We start from the raw sequence: 23,430 nt of genomic DNA on the forward strand, positions 1-23,430 counted from the left end.
CGACGGTGGAGCCAAGCAGGGCGAGACCGCGACGCCGCGCTCGCTGGCGCGGGCGGAACGACGTGTCATGCGGCCCGGGAGGCTGCGGAACCCGGGTCCCGGGCTCATGGGTCCGCGGGCGTCAATTCGTTCAGTCGCGCGTCGATCTCGTCGCGCGCGCGGCGAAAGCGGGCGAGGAATGCTTCGCTAGCGATCGACGGATCGGCGCTGGCCGGGTCGTCGATCGGCCAGTGCAGCCGCGTCGCCGCGCCGAGGAACAATGGGCACACCTCCTCGGCGCACAGGGTCACGACGAGGTCGACGCTGGCCGGGTCGATCGTGGACACCGCCTTCGAGTGTTGCCCCGCCATGTCGACGCCGCGCTCGGCCATCACGGCGATCGCGTGCGGGCTGACCTGCGAGGGCCGGGTGCCGGCGCTCTGGACCCGCACGTGCTCGCCGAAGCGGGCGCGCGCGAGGGCCTCGGCCATCTGGCTGCGGGCCGAGTTGGCGACGCACAGGAACAGGACGCTGCGAAACGGGGTGGTGGACATGGGCTAGGTCGCGGCGGGGAAGTGGCGGGCGGTGCGATTGGCGAAGGCGACCAGCGAGAGCATGACCGGCACCTCGACGAGCACGCCGACGACGGTGGCCAGCGCCGCGCCGGACTGGAGGCCGAACAGGCTGATCGCCACGGCGACGGCGAGCTCGAAGAAGTTGGAGGTGCCGATGAGGGCCGCGGGCGCGGCGATGTTGTGCGGGAGCCGCCAGATCCGGGCCCATAGGTAGGCGACGCCGAAGATGCCGTAGCTCTGGACGATCAGCGGCACGGCGATCAGCGCGATCGTCAGCGGCTGGGTCACGATCGTGGTCGCCTGGAAGCCGAACAGCAGCACGACCGTGGCCAGCAGCCCGAGGATGCCCACCGGCTTGAGGTGGCCGACGAAGCGGCCGAGCGCCCCGGGGTCGCTGCTGCGCCGCGTGAGCGCCCGCCGGGTCGCAACGCCCGCGAGCAGCGGGATCACCACATAAAGGACCACGGACAACAGCAGCGTGGTCCACGGCACGATGATGTCGGAGACGCCGAGCAGGAGCGCGGTGATCGGTGCGAATGCCACGACCATGATGAGGTCATTCACGGCGACCTGGACCAGCGTGTAGCCGGGGTCGCCGCGGGTCAGCTGACTCCACACAAACACCATCGCCGTGCACGGCGCGACGCCCAGGAGGATCGCCCCGGCGACGTACTCGCGGGCCTCGGCCGCGGGGATCCAGGCGGAGAACACGTGCAGGAAGAACAGGCTGGCGAGGGCCGCCATCGTGAACGGCTTGATCAGCCAATTCACGACCAGGGTGATGATCAGGCCCTTCGGTCGCCGCCCGACATCGCGGACGGCGCCGAAGTCGATCTGGATCATCATCGGGTAGATCATCACCCAGATCAGGACGGCGACGACGAAGTTGACGTTGGCGTACTCGAGCTTGCTGATGCTCGAGAACAGGCCGGGCAACAGGTTGCCGAGGCCGACGCCGGCGGCGATCGCCAGGGCGATCCACACGCTGAGGTAGCGCTCGAAGATGCCGAGCGGGCTGGTGGCGGGCTTCATCGATCTGCGCTCCTCAGCGATGGTCATAGATTCGTATTATTACGATGTATAGATGCCGCTAGAGGCCGCCGATGAGCGCCTTGAGGCGGCGCAGCGTGCGGGGCTCGAGGCAGTAGCAGGTGCGCGGGCCGTCGATCTCGCCGCGGATGAGACCGACCTCCTTGAGCACCTTCAGGTGCTGCGAGACGGTGGACTGGGCCAGGGGCAGCTCCTTGACGATGTCGCCGCAGATGCAGGACTCGCGCCGGGTCAACAGCCGGACGATCTGGACCCGGATCGGGTGGCCGAGCGCCTTGGTCAGCGCGGCCAGCTCCTCGTCGGCGGCGTCGCCCTGGACCGGGCGCAGGTCGGGCTCGTCGGCGGGCGGGGGGCAGCAGGCGGGGCTCGCCGGTTTCATCGTCGATGAACGATATATCCGGGTACGAGCCGCGCCGCAAGGGCCTCACCTGTGTCACGCTCGCGTCGTGGACAGCCGTACCTCCCTCTCCCTCGGTCTCCTCGATCAGCCGACGCGCTTCCTGTTCTTCACGGGCAAGGGCGGGGTCGGCAAGACCTCACTGGCCGCGGCCTCGGCGATCGCCCTCGCCGACGCGGGCCGGCGCGTCCTGCTGGTCAGCACCGACCCGGCCTCCAACCTCGACGAGATGCTCGGCGCGCCGCTGTCGAACCAGGCCGTGCCTGTGCCGGCGGTCGCCAGGCTGAGCCTCCTCAACATCGACCCCGACACCGCCTCCGAGGCGTATCGCCAGCGCGTGCTCGCCAAGCTGTCGACCGACGCCAGCGACGACGAGCGAGCCACTGTGCGCGAGCAGCTCTCGGGCGCTTGCACGACGGAGATCGCGGCTTTCGATGAGTTCGCGGCGCTGCTCGCCCGCGAGCACGACGACGATCACGCCTACGATCACGTGATCTTCGATACGGCCCCGACCGGCCACACGCTGCGCCTGCTGAGCCTCCCGCGGGCGTGGTCCGGCTTCCTCGCCGGCAACGATCGCGGCGCGTCCTGCCTCGGCCCGCACTCCGGCTTGAAGATGCAGGAGGCGCGCTTCGTGGCCGCTCTGGCGGCCCTGAGCGACCCCGCGGTCACCACGGTGGTGCTGGTCACCCGGCCCGATCCGCGGCCCATGCAGGAGGCCGCGCGGACCGCCGAGGAGCTGCGCGCGATGGGCCTCGATCATCAACGACTGGCCATCAATGGCGTCTTCCATGCCAGCCAGCACGGCGATCCCGTGGCCGACGCGATCGCGGCCATGGGACGCGACTCGATCGCGCACATGCCGGAGATCCTGGCGCGTCTGCCCCGCGATGAGATACCCCTGCGAGCCTTCGACACCGTGGGCGTCTCGGCCCTGCGGGCCCTGCTCGCCGGCGGTGACGGCCCGCCCGACGCACCGGCGATCGCCGCAACCGGCCCCGCGCCGACGCTGGACCTCGCGCCGCTCGGGCGCCGCATCGACGAGCTCGCCGCGGCCGGGCACGGCCTGATCATGATCATGGGCAAGGGTGGCGTGGGCAAGACGACCCTCGCCGCCGCGATCGCGGTGGGCCTGGTCCAGCGCGGCCACAGCGTGCACCTCACCACCACCGACCCGGCCGCGCACGTGGACGCGACGCTCGCTGGCAGCTTGCCGGGGCTGAAGGTCGGACGCATCGACCCCAGGGCGGAGACGGCTCGCTACATCGACAAGATCATGAGCACCCGCGGCCAGCACCTCGACGAGCAGGGCCGGGCGCTGCTGCTCGAGGATCTGCGATCTCCCTGCACCGAGGAGGTCGCCGTGTTCCACGCCTTCAGCCGCGTGGTCAACGAGGCCCGCACCGCCTTCGTCGTGCTTGACACGGCGCCGACCGGCCACTCGCTCCTGCTCATGGACGCGACCGGGGCCTATCACCGGCAGATGATGAGCCAGCGCGGCGGTGAGGGGCACGCGAAGGGCATCACCACGCCGCTGATGCGCCTCCAGGACGCCGAGCTGACGCACGTCATCATCGTCACCTTGCCCGAGGTCACGCCCGTGAGTCAGGCCGCGGCGCTGCAGGACGACCTGCGCCGCGCGAAGATCGAGCCGTGGGCGTGGGTCATCAACAAGAGCCTCGCGGCCTCCGGCACGATCGACCCGCTGCTGCGGGCTCGCATCGCCGCGGAGCAGCGCCAGATCGATCGCATCGCCGCGGGCCTGGCCCGGCGCAGCTGCGTGTTGCCGTGGCTGCCCGAGCCCCCGGTCGGGACCCTGGCGCTCGGCCGGCTGGCGGCGACCCCCGACGCCCCGGCCTCGCCCGCATGACCCAGGTCGTTCGCCGAGCGGCCCAGCGAATGGCGATGTCCCCTGAGCGCACGCCGACGCCGTGACGTCGCCACCACTCCCGCGGACCAAAGCCGCTAGACTCCCGCCGCTCGTGCTGCAAAAGCTCACCACGTCCCTCAAACATGCGATCCAGGTCGTCTACTCCGTCGCGGTGTGGATCGCCGTGTTCGCCGGCATGGCCTGCGTCATCCTCGTCTGGGGCGTGACCACGATCTTCGTCGGCGTACGCGAGGCCCAGGCCCGCTACGGCAACCCGGTCATGGCCTTCTGCCTGCGCCTCACGCTCAGCAAGATCACGGTCATCCGCCACCCTGACTTCGACCCCCAGCGGCGCAGCATGTACGTGCAAAACCACGTCAACGTGATGGACGCCCACGCGGCCTGCTGCGCCCTCTCCCACGCCTTCTGCGGCATCATGAACGCGTGGCAATTCAAGATCCCGTTCTATGGCAGCATCATGCGCCACGCGGGCGGCATCCCGGTGCGCCCGGGCAGCGCCAACCGCTACAGCGAGATCGCCGAGGCCGCCCGCGAGCGCGTCGCCCAGGGCCTCTCGATCCTCGTCTACCCGGAGGCCCACCGCACCCGCGACGGCAAGGTGCACGACTTCAAGAAGGGCGCCTTCCTGATGGCCCGCGACGCCGGCCTGCCGATCGTGCCGCTCGCCACCCGCGGCATGTTCGAGATGAACCGCAAGGGCACCTGGCTGTTCAAACCCAGCAAGATCTCGATCTACGTCGGCGCCCCAATCGAGACCCTCGGCCTCAGCGACGACCAGCTGCGCGCGGTCATCGAACGCACCCAGCAGATCATCCGCGACTTCTCTGAGCGCGGCGTCCTGCCCGACCACGCCGAGCCCGCCGCGCCGATCGCCGCTTGATGGTCACCTGTCCCTCGGGACAGGTCATGCGGCGGGCGGACCGCACCGGCGACGCTGACCGCCAGCTCGGCGTAGCTGTCGCGCGCGACGGGGCCTGGCCGTAGAGCGCGCTATCGAGGGTGACGCAACCACATCAGTCCCCACCAGCCCCCACGCCCGGCGCTGATCGGCGTAGGATGTCGAGTGACGGCGTGGACGGAGGGGTGGTGCGATGCGAACGAATTTTTCGTGGAGCTGGGTAGGGTTGTTGGTGGGTGCAGCGGTTGTGTCGCCTGCATGCGGCGGTGATGACGTGGCGGGATCAGCCGGCGTGAGCGCCAGCAGCGGCAGCGGCGGCGCGCAGCAGACGACGACGGGGCAGCCGACCACGAGCCCGACCGCCCCCGACACCGACGGTCTCCCGACCTCGGGCAACTCGGCGACGATGAGCTCCAATTCGAACCCGACGAGCGTCAGCAACTCGGCCACCGACTCGGACTCGGCCACCGATTCAGCCACCGACTCCGCCTCGGCGACCGACGGCACCACCGGCACCACCGGCGACGACCCCCCGCGCTGCGGCGACGGCATGACCGACCCCGGCGAGGAGTGCGACGACGGCGAGATGAACGGCCCCGGCGAGCGCTGCAACGGCCTGTGCATGCTCAACATCTGCGGCGACGGCGACCTCGGCCCCGGCGAGGAGTGCGACGACGGCGCCAACAACGACGACAACGGCAGCGCGCAAGCGCATCTGCACCAACAACACTCTGCGGCGACGGCTACGTCGGCCCCGGCGAGGGCTGCGACGACGCCAACGACAACGACAACGATGAGTGCGGCAACGACTGCGCCGCCCCCGGCTGCGGCGACGGCAAGGTCGCCCCCACCGAGGAGTGCGACGACGGCAACAAGGACAGCACCGACGCCTGCACAACCACGTGCACCAACGCGACCTGCAGCGACGGCTTCATCCAGCCGAGTAACCAGGAGGAGTGCGACGACGGCGTCGACAACGCCAACAACGCCGCCTGCACCGCCAGCTGCACCGCCAACGTATGCGGCGACGGGGCCCTCTACAACATCGGCGACGGCAAGGAGGAGTGCGACGACGGCGTCGACAACGGCCCCGGCAAGGTCTGCAACGCCCAGTGCGCGCTCAACGTCTGCGGCGACGGCGATAAGGCCCCCGGCGAGCAGTGCGACGACGGCAACAAGGCCGGCGGCGACGGTTGCTCCGCCAGCTGCAAGCTCGAGCAGTGCGGCAACGCCATCCTCGACCCCGGCGAGGCCTGCGACGACGGCGCCAACGGCGACCAGGACGACGGCTGCACCGACGCCTGCAAGCTCCCGCTCTGCGGCGACAGCTACGTCCAGCCGAGCCTGGGCGAGCAGTGCGACCAGGGCGGCAACAACAGCAACGGCGGCGCCTGCACCCTCGCCTGCAAGGACGCCTTCTGCGGCGACAACCTCATCCAGCAGAACGTCGAGCAGTGCGACGACGGCAACAACAACGGCCCTGGCAAGGCCTGCAAGGGCGACTGCAGCACCAACATCTGCGGCGACGGCGACAAGGGCCCGAGCGAGGCCTGCGACGACGGCAACCAGAGCAACGACGACGCCTGCACCAACGTCTGCAAGCTCGCTACCTGCGGCGACGGCTTCAAGCAACCCGGCGAGCAGTGCGACCTCGGCGTCAACAACAGCAACACCGGCGCCTGCACCCTCCTGTGCAAGAGTCCCTTCTGCGGCGACACCTTCACCCAGCCCAGCAACATGGAGGAGTGCGACGACGGCAACCAATCCAACGCGGACCTGTGCGTCGCCATGTGCAAGCTCGCCAAGTGCGGCGACGGCTACGTCCAGCAGAACGTCGAGCAGTGCGACGACGGCAACATGAGCAACAACGACCAGTGCACCAACACGTGCAAGACGCCGACCTGCAGCGACGGCTTCAAGAACGGCAGCGAGACCGACATCGACTGCGGCGGCCCCTCCTGCAACAAGTGCGTCCTCGACCAGACCTGCAACGTCCCGGGTGACTGTCAGAGCGGCAACTGCCCCAACGGAAAGTGCTTCGACCCGACCAGCTGCAAGCAGATCAAGCAGAACATCCCGGCCGCCCCGAGCGGCATCTACGTGATCGACCCCGACGGCGCCGGCGGCCAGGGCCCCTTCAATGCCCGCTGCGACATGGCCGCCGACGGCGGCGGCTGGACCCTGATCGGCTCGCAGGTCAACCCTGACGGCCGCAACTGGACCAGCTTCGCGGTCCACACGGACCTCAGCACGCTCGGCAACGTCAACACCTACACCACCGCCGACTACAAGAACGTCGGCTGGACCACCCTGCCCGCCCGCAACCTGCTGCTGCGCACCGAGGAGTACGCCGTCGGCTGGACCAACAACGTCCTCACCGACACTTCATTTGGCGCGTGGATCAACGGCAAGTACAACGCCAACACCTGCTCCAAGACCTTCCTCGGCGGCACCCCGGCCTACGGCGAGGTCATCACCGCCAGCCAGCGCAACGCCTTCGACATCGTCGTCCGCCCGCTCGACGACAACTGCTCGTGCTTCCCGGGCTGCAACGAGAACACGATCGTCGCCTTCACCCTGCAGAGCTGCTGCTGGACCATGGGCATCGGCAACACGCCCGCAGGTCAGGCGACCTGGTCGACGCACGACCAGTCGCTGCTCAAGCTGTCGTCGCTGGTCGCCGGCGCCTGCAACCCCGCCACCTACCCCTGCAACCCGCAGGGCTACCGCAACGACGGTAACCCCTGCTACGACACGAGCTGCAAGACCACGTACACGAGCGTCTGGGTCCGCTGACAGCCGGTGGCCTGGCGCCGGCCTCAACTGTCTCGCAGCGGCGACGGCCCCTCGAAGCAGCTCCGCGAGCCGTCGCAGCCCTCCGGCACCGCCGGCTGGTCATCAGGCCCCCAAGGCTGGCAGGTCTTCAGGCAGGTGTAGGGCACCTGATTGCGGGCGAAGGCGAAGCGCTGCTCGCCCGCCTCCGCCTCGCTATGATGCCCCTTCCAGCGCAAAAATTCGCAGATCGGCGTCGTCTTCATGGCCTGTCCTCCGGGACAGCTGCGTCCACCGCCACCACCGTCGTGCTGTCCTTCGGGACAGCCTCGCCGAGCGCCTGCTCGAGCGCCGTCAGCACCGTCGCCCGCAGGATCTCCAGCTTGTAGGCCGCGCCGGGCGGCGGCCTCGCGCCCTCGCCGGCCAGCGCCGCCGCGTCGGCCAGCAGCGCCGGCGTCGGCGCCTGCGCGAGCAGCCGCTGCTCCACCGCGCCGAGGCGCAGCGGGATGTTGGCCACCCCGCCGACGGCCACCCGCGCGTAGCGGATCGCCCCGTCGGTCACCACCAGCCGGACCACCGCGTCGGCGATCGGCCACTCCGCGCGCGAGCGACTGCTGGTCCGGTGATACGCCGCGCGCTCACCCGGCAGCGTGCGCGGCACGTGCACCGCCAGCAGCACCGCCCCCGGCGGCAGGCGATGCACTCGCCGCGGATCGCTGCCGTCCCCGTACAGCGCCGCAACCGGCCAGCGCTCCCCGCCCGCCACCTCGATCTCCGCCTCGTGGGCCAGCAGCGCGACCGCCAGCGTCGACGGGTGCGGCGCCAAACACGGCCCGAGGTCGATGCAGCTGTGCAGGCTGTGATCGCCGGCCCGCGCCTCGCAGCCCTCGCCTCCGGCCTGGAAGCAGCGCGCCCCCGGCCGGCGAAAGTACCAGCAGCGCACGCTCTGCAGCAGGTTCCCGCCGAGCGTCGCCTGGTTGCGGATCTCCGGCGTCGCCAGAGCGCCCGCCGCCAGCGCCAGCCCCGACCAGCCCTGCTGCACCGTCGGGTCGGCCGCCAGCGCGGCCACCCGCACGCGAGCGCCGACCCGCAGCGTCTCGCCCGTGACCGTGATCGTCGCCAGCTCCTTCACGTCGCGCAGGTCGACCATCGGCCCGCGCGCCAGCCCCAGGTGCCGGCGCTCCTGCAGATCCGTGCCGCCCGCGCGCACGCTGCGACCGCTGGCCAGGCGCAGCAGCGCCTCGGTGGAGTCAGGAAATTCGATCATGTCGGCACCATCCCTGCGAGCACGCGGTCGGGGCGGATCGGCAGCTCACGCGGGCGAAAGCCCGTCGCTGCGTACACCGCATTCGCGATCGCTGGCGCCGGCGCCAGCGTGATCAATTCAGCCAGTCCGACCCCGCCCGCGCCCGCGTTGGCGAAGCCCTCCTCCTCGAAGTGCACCTCCGCCTCGCCGACGTCGCCGAGCCCGGCGATGCGGTAGTCCTCGAGCCCGCCGGTCAGCAGCACCCCGCTGCGCGGGTCGAGCCGCCGCTCCTCGTACAGCGCGTAGCTGATCGCCTGCGTCACCCCGCCGAGCACCTGGCTGCGGGCCAGCGTCGGCGTGATGATCTTGCCCGCCCCGACCCCGTGGAACGACCGCAGCACCCGCGTGCGACCGAGCCGCGTGTCGACCTCCACCTCGAACAAGTGCACCGCCCCCGCCACGTACTTGCCGACCGCCAGCCCGCCCACGATCGGCGGCACGAACCACCCGCCGCGGTCGCGCGAGCGCGTGCCCAGCGTCGTGATCGGCGTCGGCGTCGACGCCAGCAGCTCGGCCCACGGCAGCAGCCCGCCCGGATGCTTGACCCCGCCGAGCGCGGCCACCCCGACGATCTTGCGCTCGCTCGCCGCCCGCGCGACCAACTCGTCGCGCAGCTTCTCCGCGGCCATCCGCGCCGCTGGCACGATCGACGCCGTCGTCCGCGATCCGCCGGCCATCGGCCCCGGCACGTAGCGCGAGTCCCCGATCTCGATCCGCAGGCTCGCCGGGGCCACCCCCAGCACCTCCGCCACCACCTTCGCCAGCAGCGAGCGCGTCCCGTTGCCCACGTCCTGGCACGCCGACGACACCACGATCCCCGTCGGTCCCGCGTCGACCCGCACCTGCGACGACGGCTGCACGAAGTACATCCAGCCCGCCGCCGCCACCCCGACCCCGCGACGGAACCGACCGCGCTCGCCCTGCGGCCGCTGCTGCCACGCCGGCAGTTGCTCGAGCCACGCGTACAGCAGCTTGCGCGCCGGGTTCGGGTCCCAGCGCTTGCGCAGCGTCACCGGGTCGACGCCCAGCTTGACCGCCGCCTCATCGACCGCCTGCTCGAGCGCGAAGAAGGCCGGCGGCCCGCCCGGCGCGCGGAACGGCTTGGACGGCGGAGCGTGGGTCAGCACGTCGTAGTCGGCCAGGTCCTTGGCCGCGTCGGCGTACATGATCCGCATCAGCAGCGTGCTCGTCGAGCCGACCGCCGACCCGCCGTCCGCGTGCGCAGTCGCGGCGATCCCCAGCAGCGCCCCCGCCTGGTCGGTCGCCAGCGTCACCTGCGTCGTGTGGGCCGGCCGCGTCCCGCCGACCGTCAGCTCCTCGCGCCGGTCGAGCGCCACCCGCACCGGCTTGCCCGTCAGCCGCGTCAGCTCGACCGCCGCCACCACCTCCGGGCACAGCGTCGCCTTGCCGCCGAAGCCACCGCCCACGTGCTGCGCCAGCACCCGCACCTGCGACTCCTTCAGCCCCCAGCGCTTGGCGATGTCGCGCGCCGACTGCATCACCGCCTGGGTCGACAGGTGCACCGTCAGCACCTCATCCTGCCAGTGGGCCACGCAGCTGTGCGGCTCGAGGCAGGTGTGACACTGGGTCTGCGTCGAGTATGTCCCTTCGACCAGGTGACCCACGCTGGTCCCCGCGCGCAGCCCCTTGATCGCCCGCCGCAGCTTCGGCGCGTGGTGTGAGAACAGCGTGAAGGGCCCGCGCAGGTTGCCATTCCAGCCCTCCGGCAGCAGCGGCCCCTCGCTGTGGTTGGTCGCCCCGCGGCGCTCGCTCATCGTCGGGTACACCACCGTCGCCCCCGGAGCGCGGGCCGCCGTCATCCCGATCACCGCCGGCAAGATCTCGTACTCGACCACCACTCGCCCCAGCGCCGCCACGGCCGTGCGCGCGTCGACGGCCGCCAGCGCCACGATCTCCTGCCCCGCGTAGCGCAGCGTCGTCGCCCCCATCATCATGTCGACCGCGCCCGCCACCCCCGGCTGCGCCAGCGCCAGTGACCAGTCGACCTTGCGCACCTTCGCGTGCGCGTACGGCGAGCGGAGGATCGCCACCGCGAGCATCTCCGGCAGCACCACATCGACCGTGTACACCGCCTGCCCCGTCACCTTCGCCCGCGCCTCGTAGCGCGGCGGCGCGGCCACCTCCTGCTCGTACACCCCGGCGCACGCCCGCTGCACCGCCGTCACGATGTTCTCGTGCGCCCCGCAGCGACACAGGTGCCCCGCCAGCGCGTCCGCCACCTGCCCCCGCGTCGGCTCCTTCGCGCCCTCCGCCGCCCGCCACTGCGTATAAAAAGCCGTCGCCGCGACCACGAAGCCCGACGTGCAGTAGCCGCACTGCAACGCGTCCTCCGCCATGAAGGCCCGCTGCACCGGGTGCAGCCCGCCCGCCCTGCCGAGCCCCTCCACCGTCGTCAGCACCCGCTCGTGCAGGCTCGTCGCCGGCAGCAGACAGCTCGCCGTCGGCGCCCCGTCGACCAGCACCGTGCACGCCCCGCAGGCCCCGTGCCCGCAGCCGAGCTTGGCCCCGCGCAGCCCCAGCTGCTCGCGCACCACCATCAACGCCGAGTCGTCCGCCTCGACCTCGAGGTTGCGCCGCTGCGCGTTGACATCGACCCGGATCTGAAACAGCCGCGACGCCCCCGCGGCGACCACCGCGGGGCCCTGCCCGAGCTCACCGACACGCTCGGCGCGGCAGCCCAGCAGCGACGCGCCCGTCGCCCCCAGCGTGCCGCGCAACAGACCTCGACGGGACGGCGTGATCGTCATACCGCCGCACCCTAACAAATTCGCGCGCCCCGCAGGACGCCCCCGCAACGGTGAATTGCCGCGAATTACTCGCCCCGACCACCACCGCCGACGCCCCGAAGGCCACCGCCGCGGCTTACTCGGCCCGGCGCCGGTTCGGCCGCAACGCGGGCGCCGGCGCGGACGCCTTGAACGGCCACCACCGCCGCCGCGACGTCGCCGGCTGCCCGCGCGCGGCCCCCTGTTGCTGCTGCATCCGCTGGGCCCGGGTCGGCGGCAGCGCAGGAGCTCGTCGACTCCGCTGGTCCGAGATCCGCCACGGCCGCGGCCGCCGCGAGATCGACAGCAAGATGCCGACCGCCCCCAGACTCACCATCAGCGAAGACCCGCCGTACGACAGGAAGGGCAGCGTGATCCCCTTCGCCGGGATGATGTCCAGCACCACCGCCATGTTGATCAGCGCCTGAAACCCGAACAACGCCGACAGCGCGACCGCGAGGTAGGTCCCGAAGCGATCGGGCGCCATCCGGGCCGCGACCAGCCCGCGCCACACCAGCAGCGAGAACAGCCCGATCACCACGCAGATGCCGAGCAGCCCCAGCTCCTCGCCGATGCTCGAGAGGATGAAGTCGGTGTGGTTCTCGGGCAAAAACCCGAGCTTCTGCCGCCCCGCCCCGAGCCCGAGCCCCCACGGCCCGCCCGACCCGATCGCGATCAACGACTGCTGAATTTGATACGACTGCTCGCCCGAGAGATAGTCGAGCAAACGCCCCTTGCGGTAGCCGACGTCGATGATCTGATGCCACACCAGCGGCGCCGCCAACATCCCCGCCGCCAGCACATACGCGATGCGCGTGCCGGCCACGAACAGCAGCGTCATCGTCAGCGCCCCGAGCAAGATCGTCGTCCCCAGATCCTTCTCGAGCAGCACCAGCACCATCGTCAACGACGCCATCAACAGCGGCGGCAAGAAGCCCCCCGTGAAGCGCCGCACCTTCTCGCCCTGGCGGGCCAGCATCGCCGACAAAAACCCCGCCAGCGCCACCTTGGCCAGCTCGCTCGGCTGGATGTTCATGCCCGGGAAGCGGATCCACCGCCGCGCCCCGTTCACCTCATCACCGACGAACAACACCGCCAACAAGCCCAGCAGCGCCGCCGCCATGAACAGCCCCGAGAAGCGACGAAACACCCGGTAGTCGATCCGCGAGACCACCAGCATGATCGCCGTGCCGAGCGCGAAGAACAGCCCCTGACGCCCGAGGAAGAACTCCCAGTCGTCGTGGCGCACCCGCGCCGTGTACACGCCCGCGCTGTACACCATCACCAGCCCGAGGCACGACAGCGCCATCGCCGCGAAGAACAGCCACGGGTCCATCGCCCGCCGCTCGTCCCGCGCCGGCGCCCCGTCCTCTGCTGCGGTCGCGACCTCCGCGCTCCCTTCGGCCTCGCTGCTCACGCCCCGCCACCAGATCACAGCCCGCCGCGGGTGGCAAAAAACTGGCGGATCCGTGCCGCCCGTGGGCGTGGCGCCGGCCGCAGCACCGTACCGATCGGCCCACCCGCGGGTGCCCGTGTGCCCATTTGCCAGCCCTCGCGCACCCGCGTGCCAGTTCGTCAAAACCCCGGAGCCCTTGCAGTTCCCGCGGGCCTTGGCGATCCTTCGAGTCACCCGCCAAGCCCATGCTCGCCCCGCATCGACAGCCCGCGCCGCGACCCGTCGCAAAGAGCCTCCCCCTCGGCCTCTGCGCCGCGCTGTTAGTCGCCCCCGTCACCCCCGCGCAGGCCCTCAGTCACGCATCCCTCGCGGGCCCGCCCGACGCCCCCGAAGCCGGCGACGAGAACATCCCGGACGACACCCCCGAGCCCGGCCAGCTCGCCCCGCAAGACAAGTCGAAGGCCAGCCGCAGCTCGCCCCAGCCGCAGCGCAGCAGCCTCGGCATCCAGCGCAAGGGCACCAACGAACAGGGCTACGACCTCAGCGTCGAGGCCGACGCCGCCTTCGACGCCGAGAACTACGGCGAGGCCGCGAGGCTCTACACCCGCGCCCTCGGCCTGCTCAGCGAGAACGAGACCAACCACATCGCCCGCTCGGTCATCCTCGCCAACTGCGTCACCGCCTACGAGCAGGTCTACGCCCAGACGCGAGAGGTCGAGCACCTGCGCACCGCCCAGCGCCTGGTCCAGGAGTACCTGCGCGCCTGCAAGGCCAAGCACGGCGTCGGCTGCGACCGCTTCCCGGAGACGCAGGAGGCCCGCTCGCGGGTCCAGTCGCTGATGACCGCGATCGACACCGCGGCCCCGAAGCGCCTGCGCATCCCACCCGAGGTCGGCTCGGCCCCGGGCGGCAAGCCCTTCAGCAACGCCGTCGACGTCCCCGACGCCCCCAGCTGGATCGCCCCCGCGATCGCCGGCGGCATCGTCCTCGCCGGCGGCGGCTCGGCCCTCATCTACTACGCCGCCACCGCCGACAAGTACGGCCCCATCTACCAGCGCGACCTCGAGTTCCGCGACACCGCCGACACCACCACCGACACCTCCACCGACGGCAGCACCGATACCACCGACACCGACGGCAGCAGCACCAGCACCGTCACCTCGGTCTCGTTCTCCCCCGAGACCAAGGGCAAGCTGCTCATCGGCGTCGGTGCCTTCATCGCCGCCGCCGGCATCGGCTTCGCCGTCCTCGGCGCCATGGGCCTCGCCAAGCACCGCCGCATCAATCGCGAGCGCCGCAGCACCCTCGCCGTGTCCCCGACCTTCGGCCGCGGCGGCGCCGGCCTCGCTGTCTCCGGTAAGTTCTAGGCCACGTTAGCGCCACGTTCTCGGGCGCTTCCGCTCGGTGCGCCCATCGGGTCGTGCTGCTCGCGCGGGTCTGCGCCGGGCACAAACAACGAAGCCCTGATCGCTTGCGAGGTCCGCCGATCCGTGGGACGAAGACACCCCGTCTCCGGGTTGGTTGAAAGATGTCGATGCGAGCATGTTATTGCGCGTTGCTCTCGCTCGTCGCCGTCACCGGCGTCGGCTGTCTGTCGTCCCGCGGCGGCCCCCTCGACTCTGACAGCGGCAGCGACAGCGAGGCCAGCAGCGAGGCCAGCACCGGCCCCGGCCTCACCACCACCGGCGACCCCGACCTCACCACCACGAGCAGCGGCGAGGACCTCAGCTCCGGCGGCGCCGGCCCCGCCTGCGGCGACGGCACCCAGGACCCGGGCGAGGCCTGCGACGACGGCGACGCCAACGCCGAAGCCGCCCCCTGCACGCCCGACTGCACCGTCAATGTCTGCGGCGACGGCTACCCGCTCGCCGGCGTCGAGGACTGCGACGACGGCCAGGCCAACGCCGACGACGCCGCCTGCACCTCCGCCTGCAAGCTCGCCAGCTGCGGCGACGGCCTCGTCTTCACCGGCGGCGAGGCGTGCGACGACGGCAAGAACGACGGCAGCTACGGCAGCTGCGCCCCCGACTGCAGCGCCCTCGGCCCGCACTGCGGCGACGCCATCCTGGACCCCGAGGAGGCGTGCGACAGCGACGACCCGTCCTGCATCGGCTGCACCGTCGCCACCAGCTGCCTGAAGATCCACGAGGCCGACCCGAACCTCCAGTCCGGCCCGCGCATGATCTTCCCGATCGGCCCCGACATGCCACTCGCGGTCTACTGCGACATGACCAGCGACGGCGGCGGCTACACCTTCCTCAAGGTCGACATCGACTCCGAGCTCAACGACCTCCCCTACCCGGCCAAGAAGGCCGAGTCCACCTGCGCGATGTTCGGCATGCAGCTGCTGGTCCCGCGCAGCCCCGACCACCTCGCCGTCGCCCACATGATCGCCGTCGGCGACAACGTCCCGCCCGTCGGCGGCGGCCAGAAACCCAGCGGCTCCGACTACCTGCAGATCCTCGGCATCTACCCGAAGCAATCCAGCAAGAGCTGCCTCGGCAACGCCCTGAACCCCGCCACCTGCCCACAATGGGCCCCCAGCGACGGCGGACCCTGGTTCGTCTCCGACGTGGTCAAGAACCCCGCCGAACCCGACCCCGACGGCGCCTGCCTCGGCTGCTCGCTGCTCTACACCTGGAACCCCGACGCGAGCGTGAAAAACTACAAGTCCCTGCCAAACCCCGGCGGCAGCAGCCTGCGGTTTATGTGCGATGTCGGGGATAAGCTGCCGTGAGGGCCGCGGCCGCCCGGCCGAATGAGTCCCCGGCCATTGACGCGCCGGGCTGCGCCGCGCTGTAGTCTCGGTCTACCCCGAGGCTCCCCCATGTCGCAGCGTCACCGCCCCCTCCTCGCCCTCTCCGCCCTCTCCGCCCTCTCCCTCGCCTGCGGCGACAGCGGCACCGCCTCGACCGCCGCGACCGAGGCCCAGACCACCAGCGCCGGCCCGACCACCGACAACCCGCAGACCAGCACCGTCGCCCCCACCAGCGACGCACCGACCAGCACCAGCTCGACCAGCGGCGCCGCGGCCACCAGCGACAGCAGCACCGGCGACCCGGCCAACCCCACCGTCGCGCCGATGACCACCGACGATCCGCAGACCACCGGCCCGATGAGCACCGGCCCCAGCGAGTGCGACGAGGGCAGCGAGCAGTGCAAGCGCGGCGCCCACCAGGTCTGCCAGCAGGGCGTGTTCGTCGACATGCCCTGCGCCGCCGGCCAGTTCTGCGACGAGCTCACCGAGTCCTGTCAGGACTGCGCCTGCGAGCCCGGCAGCACCGGCCAGTGCGTCGACGACGACAACATCGAGGTGTGCAACGTCGACTGCAGCGGCTACACCCCGAGCCCTGCCCCGGCGGGAACATCTGCGTCGTCGACACCTGCCTGCCCCTGCTCTGCGCCCCCAACACCAAGGTCTGCGCCGACGCCGACAGCTACCAGCTGTGCAACGACAAGGGCACCGTCCTCGGCCCGGCCACCGACTGCGCCCCCGCCCAGGTCTGCGAGGCCGGCGAGTGCATCAGCGCCTGCGAGAAGGCCAAGCAGACCAAGTCCAACGTCGGCTGCGAGTTCTGGGGCGTCGACCTCACCAACCTCCCGCCGCGCGACAGCTACGTGTTCGCCTTCGCCATCTCGAACCCCAGCTTCGACACCCCGGCCAAGGTCCAGATCTTCGACCGCAATAACAACAACAACGAGCAGGCGATCATCACCGACATGATCCCCCCGCGCCAGGTCAAGGTGCTCAACGTCTCCGGCACCAACCAGGGCAAGCAGGGCTACTACACCGGCGACGCCGGCTTCCTCGGCAGCGGCATCGGCAAGGGCCGCGCCTTCCGCATCGCCTCCGACACCCCGATCGTCGCCGTCCAGTTCAACCCGATCGGCGGCGCCCTCGGCTACACCACCGACGCCTCGCTGCTCCTCCCGACCCACGTCCTCGCCCTCGATTACCTCCACCTCGCCTGGCACAACGGCTACGGCGACGGCTCCACCCTCGCCGTCGTCGCCACCGAAGACAACACCACCGTCACCGTCACGCCCAAGGTCAACACCCCCGCCGGCAAGAACGGCCTGCCCGCCATGCAGGCCGGCGTGCCCAAGGACATCCTCCTCCAGCGCTACGACTACATCCAGGTGACCCCCGGCAACAACGACATGACCGGCTCGGCGATCAAGAGCACCGCCCCCGTCGCCGTGTTCGGCGGCCACAGCTGCGCCAACGTCCCCAACACCAACACCGTCGCCTGCGACCACGTCGAGGAGCAGATCTTCCCGCTCGAGACCTGGGGCATGAACTACATCGCCTCGCGCAACCCCAAGCGCAACCAGGAGCCGATGCTGTGGCGCATCATCGCCGCCGAGGACAACACCAAGGTCGACTTCGACCCGCCCACCACCATCGGCGCCAGCGTCAACCTCAACAAGGGCCAGATGGTCGAGTTCTCCGAGCAAAGCGACTTCTCGATCACCGCCAATGACCCGATCCTCGTCGCCGGCTACATGCTCGGCTGCCAGGCCGCGGCGCTGCCCAACAACCCCGGCGACCCATATATGCTGCTCATGATCCCCAACGAGCAGTTCCAGTCCGAATACGTGTTCCTGGTCGACTCCTCCTATGAAAAGGACTTCGCCAAGTTCATCCGCCCGACCAACGCCAAGATCGACCTCGCCTGCTTCGGCGTCATCCCCGACAATCGCTGGACCAAGATCGGCAACAGCGGCTTCGAGTGGGCCGCGATCACCATGAACCCCGGCGAAGCCCAGTGCAAGACCGGCACCAACGAGGTCACCGGCGACCTCCCCTTCGGCATCAGCGTCAGCGGCCAATCCTCCGCCGCGAGCTACGCGTACCCCGGCGGCCTCGCGCTGAAGCCGATCAACCCGCAGTGAGCCAGCTCAATCGAACAACGCGACGATCTCCGGCCCCATCGCTGCGAGCTCCGCCCGCGTGAGGGCCGTGTACGGCGCGCGCCGACTGAGCAGCTCTCGAAGGTGCTCACCCAGCTCGCGCCGCGCTTGCTCATCACCCGTACTTCGCAGGTACTGCAAGCATATCTTGAACACACGGTGCTGGTGATACACAACGGCATCGCGGAGGTCTTTCGCCTTCATCGCGCCGGGATCGTTCGGATCGTTGTGGATATGATCGAGCTCATCCGCCGTGTTCCTGGCTGCCACGTTCGCAGGATCGAGGCTGCGAAAGTACGGCCGCGGCGGATGCGGATGACGATCGACGATCCTCTGCTCGAGCTTGTGAGCGATGAGCTCCTCCCCGCTTGCCGGATCGAGCAAACCGCCGACCGGCGGCTTCTTCCGCCGACGCTTGTTGCAGCCCTCGCAGATCGGAAACAAGTTGGTCCAGTCGTATTCGCGCGATGCATCGTGGCTACGTTGGACCCGGTGATCGACCTCGAAGCCGCCGGGACTCACGTGACTCTCGCAGAGGTAGCACTTGCCGAGGAAATCGACGTGCAGCGCCTCGAGCACGTCGCGGGCCCGAAGCGCGCGCTGCGCCAGCCCTGCGGGCGCAGCAACCCTGCGCTTGACGTCGATCATTCGCCGTCGCCCTCCGCACCGGGACGGGGCTCGTGCACGATACGCCAAACCTCGTACCCCAGGGTCGAACTGCGCCGCGAAAGCAGGTCTTCCAGCTCCTGAATCCGGACCTCGGAGCCGGCCGGCCGCTCGACCAAGCGCCGCAGCTCCTCCAGCTTCTCGGTCGAGTCGACGTCGAACTCCGAGGGCAAGTGAAAGTGCCCGGTCATCAAGGTCCCGTAGCGCAGGCCCACAAAGGCCTCACTTGGCGTCGCCGTGCGCAGCGTCATGTCATAGACGACCGCGTCGGGCACGCTGGCAATCACCGCCGGCGAGTGGGTCGCGGTGATGAACTGAAATGTGGGAAAGAGCTCGGTCAGAAACGGCAGCGCCTGCTCCTGCAGCCGCAGGTGCAAGTGGTTCTCGATCTCGTCGACGATGACCACCCCACCCGGCGGCTCGGGTTGGTCGCGGGCTGCCTCGATCGCCAGCGTCATCTCGGCGAAGATCGAGAGAAACGCGGCATGCCCATCCGCGAGCTGCTGCAGGCCGTGAGTCAGGCCGTCGCCCCGACGGATCGTGAAATCGAAGCGCTTGCTGTCGAAGCTCAGCGTCAACTTCGGGTCCTCGAAGAGCCACCGCAGCTGCTCCTCGAACTGCTCAAACCACGCCTGGACCTGTCGCTCCCTCGCTAGATCCTTGTCGATGTTGGCGAATGCCTGCTCCGTCTTGCGATTCACGAGGTATTGCAAGAATTGGCTGGCCTGGCCTCGGATGAGCTCGGAGCCGGGTTGCTTGAGCTGAAGCTTCGCCGGGCCCTTGACCGCCGCGAACGACGGCTGCCGATTCGTCGGGATGTACACCACCATCGTGCTGGGTGTTGGCGGCTCGGACCACTGTATGTGATCCGGCGTGGCACTGCCCGCCTGCTTCACGATCCACTCCAGCGCGCTGCTCTTGCCCGAGCCGTTGGGCCCCGTGAGGATCAGATGCCGAAACGGCCGTCCGCTCCCCGGCTCCGGCCGCAGATCGATCTCGAGATCCTTGATCGTGCGGTACGCCGGGATCTCGACGTGATGGATGTACGAAGCCATGTGCGGACCGGCGCCGAGGATGCCACGACCCTCACGAGCACACCAGCACGCTCACCCCGCCCGCTTGCCCTCCGCGAGCAGCCTGCACTTCACCCCCGCCCAGCTGCAGATCGGGCACTTCTCCGCGACGTGTCGCAGCGCCGGGCAGTGCTCGCGTCCGAAGTAGATGATCTGCAGGTGCAGCGCGTTCCACCGCGACTCTGGCCACAGCGCCTTCAGGTCCGCCTCGGTCTGCTCCACCTTGCTCCCGTCCGACAGACCCCAGCGATACGCGAGGCGATGGATGTGCGTGTCGACCGGGAACGCTGGCACGCCGAAGGCCTGGCTCATCACCACGCTCGCCGTCTTGTGTCCGACGCCTGGCAGGGCCTCGAGCGCGGCGAAGCTGCGCGGCACCTCACCGCCGTGACGCTCGACGATCAGCTGCGAGAGCCGCTGGATGTTCGCCGCCTTCGCCGGCGCGAGGCCACAGGTGCGGATGAGCCCCAGGATCTCCGCCACCGGCAGCGCCGCCATCGCGGCTGGTGTCGGCGCTCGCTCGAACAGCGCTGGCGTCACCAGGTTGACCCGCGCGTCGGTCGTCTGCGCCGACAGCACGACCGCCACGAGCAGCGTGTAGGGGTCGACGTGCCCCAGCGGGATCGCGGGCTCCGGATACAGCTGCTCGAGAATTCTCCGGATCTCGTCGGCCTTCTCGCTCCGCTTCATCGGCCCTCGCAGCCGCACCCTACGCCATCGCCGCGCGAATTCAGACAAACCCCGCCAGGGCCCCGCGTGAGGAGTTTCCCGCGTCGCCCGCGAGGACAATCGCGGCCAGGCGCCATGATGCGCTCGCCAGCGCTGCACTCGGGTATAGTGCGACCCATGCGCAAGTCTCCCAGCCTCGCAGCGCTGGCCCTGGCGGCAGCCGGCCTCGCCTGTCAGCCGACGACCACCAACCAGACGAACCCCCCGCCCGATCCGGCGGGCACCACTGCAGGCGGTCCCACGCTCGGCAATCCCCCGGCTGACACCGGCGGCACGCCGACCGATCCGAACCCCGGCCCCAACGGTGCGACGAGCACCACCACCACCACTGGCCCGGGTCCGGTCGTCGCTGGCAGCACCAACGACTCGCGCTTCCTGGGCCCCGAGATCTCGCACTCCAAGGGCACCGCCGGCGGCGTCGTGGTCCTCTGGCCGCGCATCATCCCGGGCACGATCGCCGAGGAGAACGCCGCCCTCGCCGCGCAGGTGCAGGCCAAGGTCAAGGCGCTGGCCGAGAAGGCCCTCCCCGGCCGCCCGATCGACGTCCGCCCCAAGCCCGAGCGCGTGTGCCCGAAGGCCGGCTGCGACGCCGTCTCGATCAACGTCCTGTTCACCAAGAACAGCACCGCCTGCGTCACCATCGCCCTGATCAACGGGCCCGGCACCTCGAACACCAAGCTCATCCCCTGGGGCGGCGGCGTCGAGCTCAAGAGCGACACGATCCAGTTTCGCGACATGCCCGAGAACTTCGTGAAGGTCAAAGACTACGTCCCCTGCGACCAGCTGCTGACCAGCATGGCCGAGCAGGACCAGTTCATCGAGGCGGCCTTACGTGCTGCGGCCAGCAGCTCGCCGCCTCCCGCCGGCACCACCCCTCCGGTGACCCCAGGCCCTGGCCCCGCGCATCCCAGCACCGTCACGACCAAGCCCGCTGGCGGCAAGAAGTAGCGCCACGCCGATGCGCATCCTCCACACGATGCTCCGCGTCGGCGACCTCGAGCGCTCGCTGGCGTTCTACACCGGCGTGCTCGGCATGCAGCTGCTGCGCCGCCACGACTTCCCCGAGGGCCGCTTCACCCTGGCCTTCGTCGGCTACGGCCCCGAGTCCGAGGTCGCCGTGCTCGAGCTGACCTTCAACTGGGACACGCCCCGCTACGAGCTCGGCACCGGCTACGGCCACGTCGCGCTCGCCGTCGACAACGCGTACGCCGCCTGCGAACAGATCCGGGCCCGCGGCGGCAAGGTCGTCCGCGACGCCGGCCCGATGAAGGGCGGCCCCACCGTCATCGCCTTCGTCGAGGATCCCGACGGCTACAAGATCGAGCTGATCGAGCGCGACTGAGGATCGGCGCCTGTCCCTTCAGCCAGCCGACCTGCCCCTCGGGCCAGGTCGGCTGTCGCACGCCAGCCCTCGCTCGCCCCTCGCGCCCGCGCGCTCGCCTGGGCTAGCATCGCGGCATGCCGACCCTCGCGCACTACCTCGCCTGGCGCGTCGCCCTCGACGCCCCCGCCCTCGAGCTCGACCTCGCCGACGCTGGACTCGACGCCGCCGACCTCGACGCCGCGGCCCCGCGCCTGCACGCCGCGCTGGCGGCGATGGAGCGCCTCGAGGCCGGCGCGATCGCCAACCCCGACGAGCGGCGCCGCGTCGGCCATTACTGGTTACGCAGCCCGGAGCTGGCCCCCGAGGCGAGCATCACGGCGGAGATCCACGCCAGCTGGGAGCAGATCGAACGCTTCAGCGCCGCGGTCCGCGACGGCACGATCACGGCCCCCGACGGCCAGCCCTTCCGCGAGGTCCTGCTGGTCGGCATCGGCGGCTCCGCCCTCGGCCCGCAGCTGCTCGTCGACGCCCTCGGCGGCCGCCTCCACGTCCTCGACAACACCGACCCCGCCGGCATCGCCCGCACCCTCGCCGGCCTCGATCTCCCGCACACCCTGGTCCTCGTCACCAGCAAGTCCGGCGCCACCGTCGAGACCCGCAACGGCATGCTCGAGGTCGCCGCCGCCTTCACCCACCACGGCCTCGCCCTCGCCCGCCAGGCCGTCGCCATCACCGGCCCCGGCAGCAGCCTCGACGACCTCGCCCGCGAGCAGCGCTGGCTCGAGCGCTTCCCGCTGTGGGACTGGGTCGGCGGCCGCACCTCCGTGCTCGCCACCGTCGGCCTGCTCCCCGCGGCGCTCCTCGGTCGCGACTGGCGCGGCCTCCTGCGCGGCGCTGCGGCCATGGACGCCGCCACCCGCAACCGCGAGCTCCGCCACAACCCCGCCGCCCTGCTCGCCCACGCCTGGTTCGCGTTGACCGAGGGCCACGGCCGCAAGGCCATGGTGGTCCTCCCCTACGCCGACCGCCTCGCCCTCCTGGCCAAGTACCTGCAGCAGCTGGTGATGGAGTCGCTCGGCAAGCGCCACGATCGCAAGGGCCACGAGGTCTGGCAGGGCCTGACCGTCTACGGCAACAAGGGATCGACCGACCAGCACGCCTACGTGCAGCAGCTGCGCGACGGTCGGCCCGACTTCTTCGCCAGCTTCGTCCGCGTCCTCGACGACGGCATCCACGACGCGATCGAGGTCGAGCCCGGGGTCACCTCCGCGGACTGCCTCGACGGCTTCTATCAGGGCACCCGCCGCGCCCTCGCCGAGCAGGGCCGCCGCAGCATCACCCTGACCCTGGACCGCCTCGACGCCCCCAGCCTCGGCGCCGTCCTGGCCCTGTTCGAGCGCAGCGTCGGCCTCTACGCCGAGCTCCTCGACATCAACGCCTATCACCAGCCCGGCGTCGAGGCCGGCAAGCTGGCCGCGCGCGCCGTGCTGACCCTGCAACGCCGCCTCGTCGCCGCCCTCGGCCCCACACCACAGGACCTCGAGGGCCTCGCCGCCGCGCTCGCGAGCGAGCCCCTCGCCGTGTGGCAGATCGCCCGCCGCCTCGCGCTCGCCGGGCGCATCCGCGGCGAACACCTCGACGATCCCGCGCACGCCCGCTTCGCGGCGCCGTGAG

At 70.6% G+C, this 23,430-nt stretch carries 20 protein-coding genes; 9 read left to right on the plus strand and 11 right to left on the minus strand.

Annotation, left to right across the window (positions count from 1 at the left end):
- Positions 1-104: 104 nt before the first annotated feature.
- From IPJ59_RS24210 to IPJ59_RS24220, 3 genes are read right to left on the minus strand one after another with little or no spacing between them, the layout of a single operon-like run.
- Positions 105-533, minus strand: a complete 429-nt coding sequence (locus tag IPJ59_RS24210) for an arsenate reductase ArsC (protein WP_293273483.1) — start codon at positions 531-533, stop codon at positions 105-107.
- Positions 534-536: 3 nt separating this feature from the next.
- Positions 537-1,613 (minus strand): ACR3 family arsenite efflux transporter, encoded by a 1,077-nt coding sequence (arsB, locus tag IPJ59_RS24215; protein WP_293273484.1) that lies wholly within the window; start codon positions 1,611-1,613, stop codon positions 537-539.
- 31 nt (positions 1,614-1,644) lie between these two features.
- Entirely contained in the window at positions 1,645-1,983 is a 339-nt protein-coding gene (locus IPJ59_RS24220; protein ID WP_293273485.1) for an ArsR/SmtB family transcription factor, read from the minus strand.
- Positions 1,984-2,050: 67 nt separating this feature from the next.
- Between IPJ59_RS24220 and arsA the strand changes: the two genes are divergently transcribed.
- From arsA to IPJ59_RS24235, 3 genes are all read left to right on the plus strand, one after another.
- A complete protein-coding gene (gene arsA, locus IPJ59_RS24225) occupies positions 2,051-3,871 on the plus strand; it encodes an arsenical pump-driving ATPase (RefSeq protein ID WP_293273486.1) in 1,821 nt (606 codons plus the stop codon).
- 112 nt (positions 3,872-3,983) lie between these two features.
- The gene (locus IPJ59_RS24230; RefSeq protein ID WP_293260841.1) at positions 3,984-4,772 is read left to right on the plus strand and encodes a lysophospholipid acyltransferase family protein; all 789 of its coding nucleotides are present in this window, start codon (positions 3,984-3,986) and stop codon (positions 4,770-4,772) included.
- Between the two features lie 684 nt (positions 4,773-5,456).
- Positions 5,457-7,586 (plus strand): DUF4215 domain-containing protein, encoded by a 2,130-nt coding sequence (locus IPJ59_RS24235; RefSeq protein WP_293273487.1) that lies wholly within the window; start codon positions 5,457-5,459, stop codon positions 7,584-7,586.
- A gap of 23 nt (positions 7,587-7,609) precedes the next feature.
- On the opposite strand, the gene IPJ59_RS24240 is transcribed toward IPJ59_RS24235, so the two are convergent.
- The 4 genes from IPJ59_RS24240 to ftsW all read right to left on the minus strand — a co-directional run bounded on the left by IPJ59_RS24240 (position 7,610) and on the right by ftsW (position 13,071).
- Positions 7,610-7,828, minus strand: a complete 219-nt coding sequence (locus tag IPJ59_RS24240) for a hypothetical protein (protein ID WP_293273488.1) — start codon at positions 7,826-7,828, stop codon at positions 7,610-7,612.
- Positions 7,825-8,829 (minus strand): FAD binding domain-containing protein, encoded by a 1,005-nt coding sequence (locus IPJ59_RS24245; protein WP_293273489.1) that lies wholly within the window; start codon positions 8,827-8,829, stop codon positions 7,825-7,827. Before IPJ59_RS24245 ends, IPJ59_RS24240 begins: the two co-directional genes overlap by 4 nt.
- Complete coding sequence (locus tag IPJ59_RS24250; protein ID WP_293273490.1) at positions 8,826-11,636, minus strand: molybdopterin-dependent oxidoreductase; 2,811 nt, start codon at positions 11,634-11,636, stop codon at positions 8,826-8,828. The genes IPJ59_RS24245 and IPJ59_RS24250 overlap by 4 nt, the downstream gene beginning before the upstream one ends.
- Before the next feature lie 115 nt (positions 11,637-11,751).
- Positions 11,752-13,071: a putative lipid II flippase FtsW gene (gene ftsW / locus IPJ59_RS24255; protein WP_293273491.1), complete on the minus strand. Its 1,320-nt coding sequence runs from the start codon at positions 13,069-13,071 to the stop codon at positions 11,752-11,754.
- Between the two features lie 224 nt (positions 13,072-13,295).
- Between ftsW and IPJ59_RS24260 the strand changes: the two genes are divergently transcribed.
- Together IPJ59_RS24260 and IPJ59_RS24265 are read left to right on the plus strand one after the other, a co-directional pair.
- A complete protein-coding gene (locus tag IPJ59_RS24260; protein WP_293273492.1) occupies positions 13,296-14,417 on the plus strand; it encodes a hypothetical protein in 1,122 nt (373 codons plus the stop codon).
- Positions 14,418-14,605: 188 nt separating this feature from the next.
- A complete protein-coding gene (locus IPJ59_RS24265; RefSeq protein ID WP_293260860.1) occupies positions 14,606-15,787 on the plus strand; it encodes a fibrinogen-like YCDxxxxGGGW domain-containing protein in 1,182 nt (393 codons plus the stop codon).
- 101 nt (positions 15,788-15,888) lie between these two features.
- On the opposite strand, the gene IPJ59_RS24270 is transcribed toward IPJ59_RS24265, so the two are convergent.
- Positions 15,889-16,293, minus strand: coding sequence for a hypothetical protein (locus IPJ59_RS24270; RefSeq protein WP_293273493.1), 405 nt, complete (start codon positions 16,291-16,293; stop codon positions 15,889-15,891).
- A gap of 72 nt (positions 16,294-16,365) precedes the next feature.
- Here IPJ59_RS24270 and IPJ59_RS24275 point away from each other — a divergent pair, with 72 nt between their 5' ends.
- Positions 16,366-17,946, plus strand: coding sequence for an IgGFc-binding protein (locus IPJ59_RS24275; protein WP_293273494.1), 1,581 nt, complete (start codon positions 16,366-16,368; stop codon positions 17,944-17,946).
- Positions 17,947-17,952: 6 nt separating this feature from the next.
- Here IPJ59_RS24275 and IPJ59_RS24280 read toward each other — a convergent pair whose 3' ends face one another.
- Genes IPJ59_RS24280 through nth form a run of 3 tightly spaced genes read right to left on the minus strand, consistent with a single transcriptional unit; the run spans position 17,953 to position 20,393 of the window.
- A complete protein-coding gene (locus IPJ59_RS24280; RefSeq protein WP_293260866.1) occupies positions 17,953-18,612 on the minus strand; it encodes an HNH endonuclease in 660 nt (219 codons plus the stop codon).
- Positions 18,609-19,685: an AAA family ATPase gene (locus IPJ59_RS24285; RefSeq protein WP_293260869.1), complete on the minus strand. Its 1,077-nt coding sequence runs from the start codon at positions 19,683-19,685 to the stop codon at positions 18,609-18,611. The genes IPJ59_RS24280 and IPJ59_RS24285 overlap by 4 nt, the downstream gene beginning before the upstream one ends.
- A gap of 51 nt (positions 19,686-19,736) precedes the next feature.
- A complete protein-coding gene (gene nth / locus IPJ59_RS24290; protein WP_293260872.1) occupies positions 19,737-20,393 on the minus strand; it encodes an endonuclease III in 657 nt (218 codons plus the stop codon).
- 156 nt (positions 20,394-20,549) lie between these two features.
- Here nth and IPJ59_RS24295 point away from each other — a divergent pair, with 156 nt between their 5' ends.
- From IPJ59_RS24295 to IPJ59_RS24305, 3 genes are all read left to right on the plus strand, one after another.
- Positions 20,550-21,380, plus strand: a complete 831-nt coding sequence (locus IPJ59_RS24295) for a hypothetical protein (protein ID WP_293260875.1) — start codon at positions 20,550-20,552, stop codon at positions 21,378-21,380.
- Between the two features lie 10 nt (positions 21,381-21,390).
- Complete coding sequence (gene gloA / locus IPJ59_RS24300; protein WP_293260878.1) at positions 21,391-21,774, plus strand: lactoylglutathione lyase; 384 nt, start codon at positions 21,391-21,393, stop codon at positions 21,772-21,774.
- Between the two features lie 116 nt (positions 21,775-21,890).
- A complete protein-coding gene (locus IPJ59_RS24305) occupies positions 21,891-23,429 on the plus strand; it encodes a glucose-6-phosphate isomerase (RefSeq protein WP_293273495.1) in 1,539 nt (512 codons plus the stop codon).
- The last annotated feature ends 1 nt before the right edge of the window (position 23,430 follow it).

It is taken from the genome of Nannocystis sp. (assembly GCF_016714285.1).
Taxonomy (GTDB): domain Bacteria; phylum Myxococcota_A; class Polyangia; order Nannocystales; family Nannocystaceae; genus Nannocystis.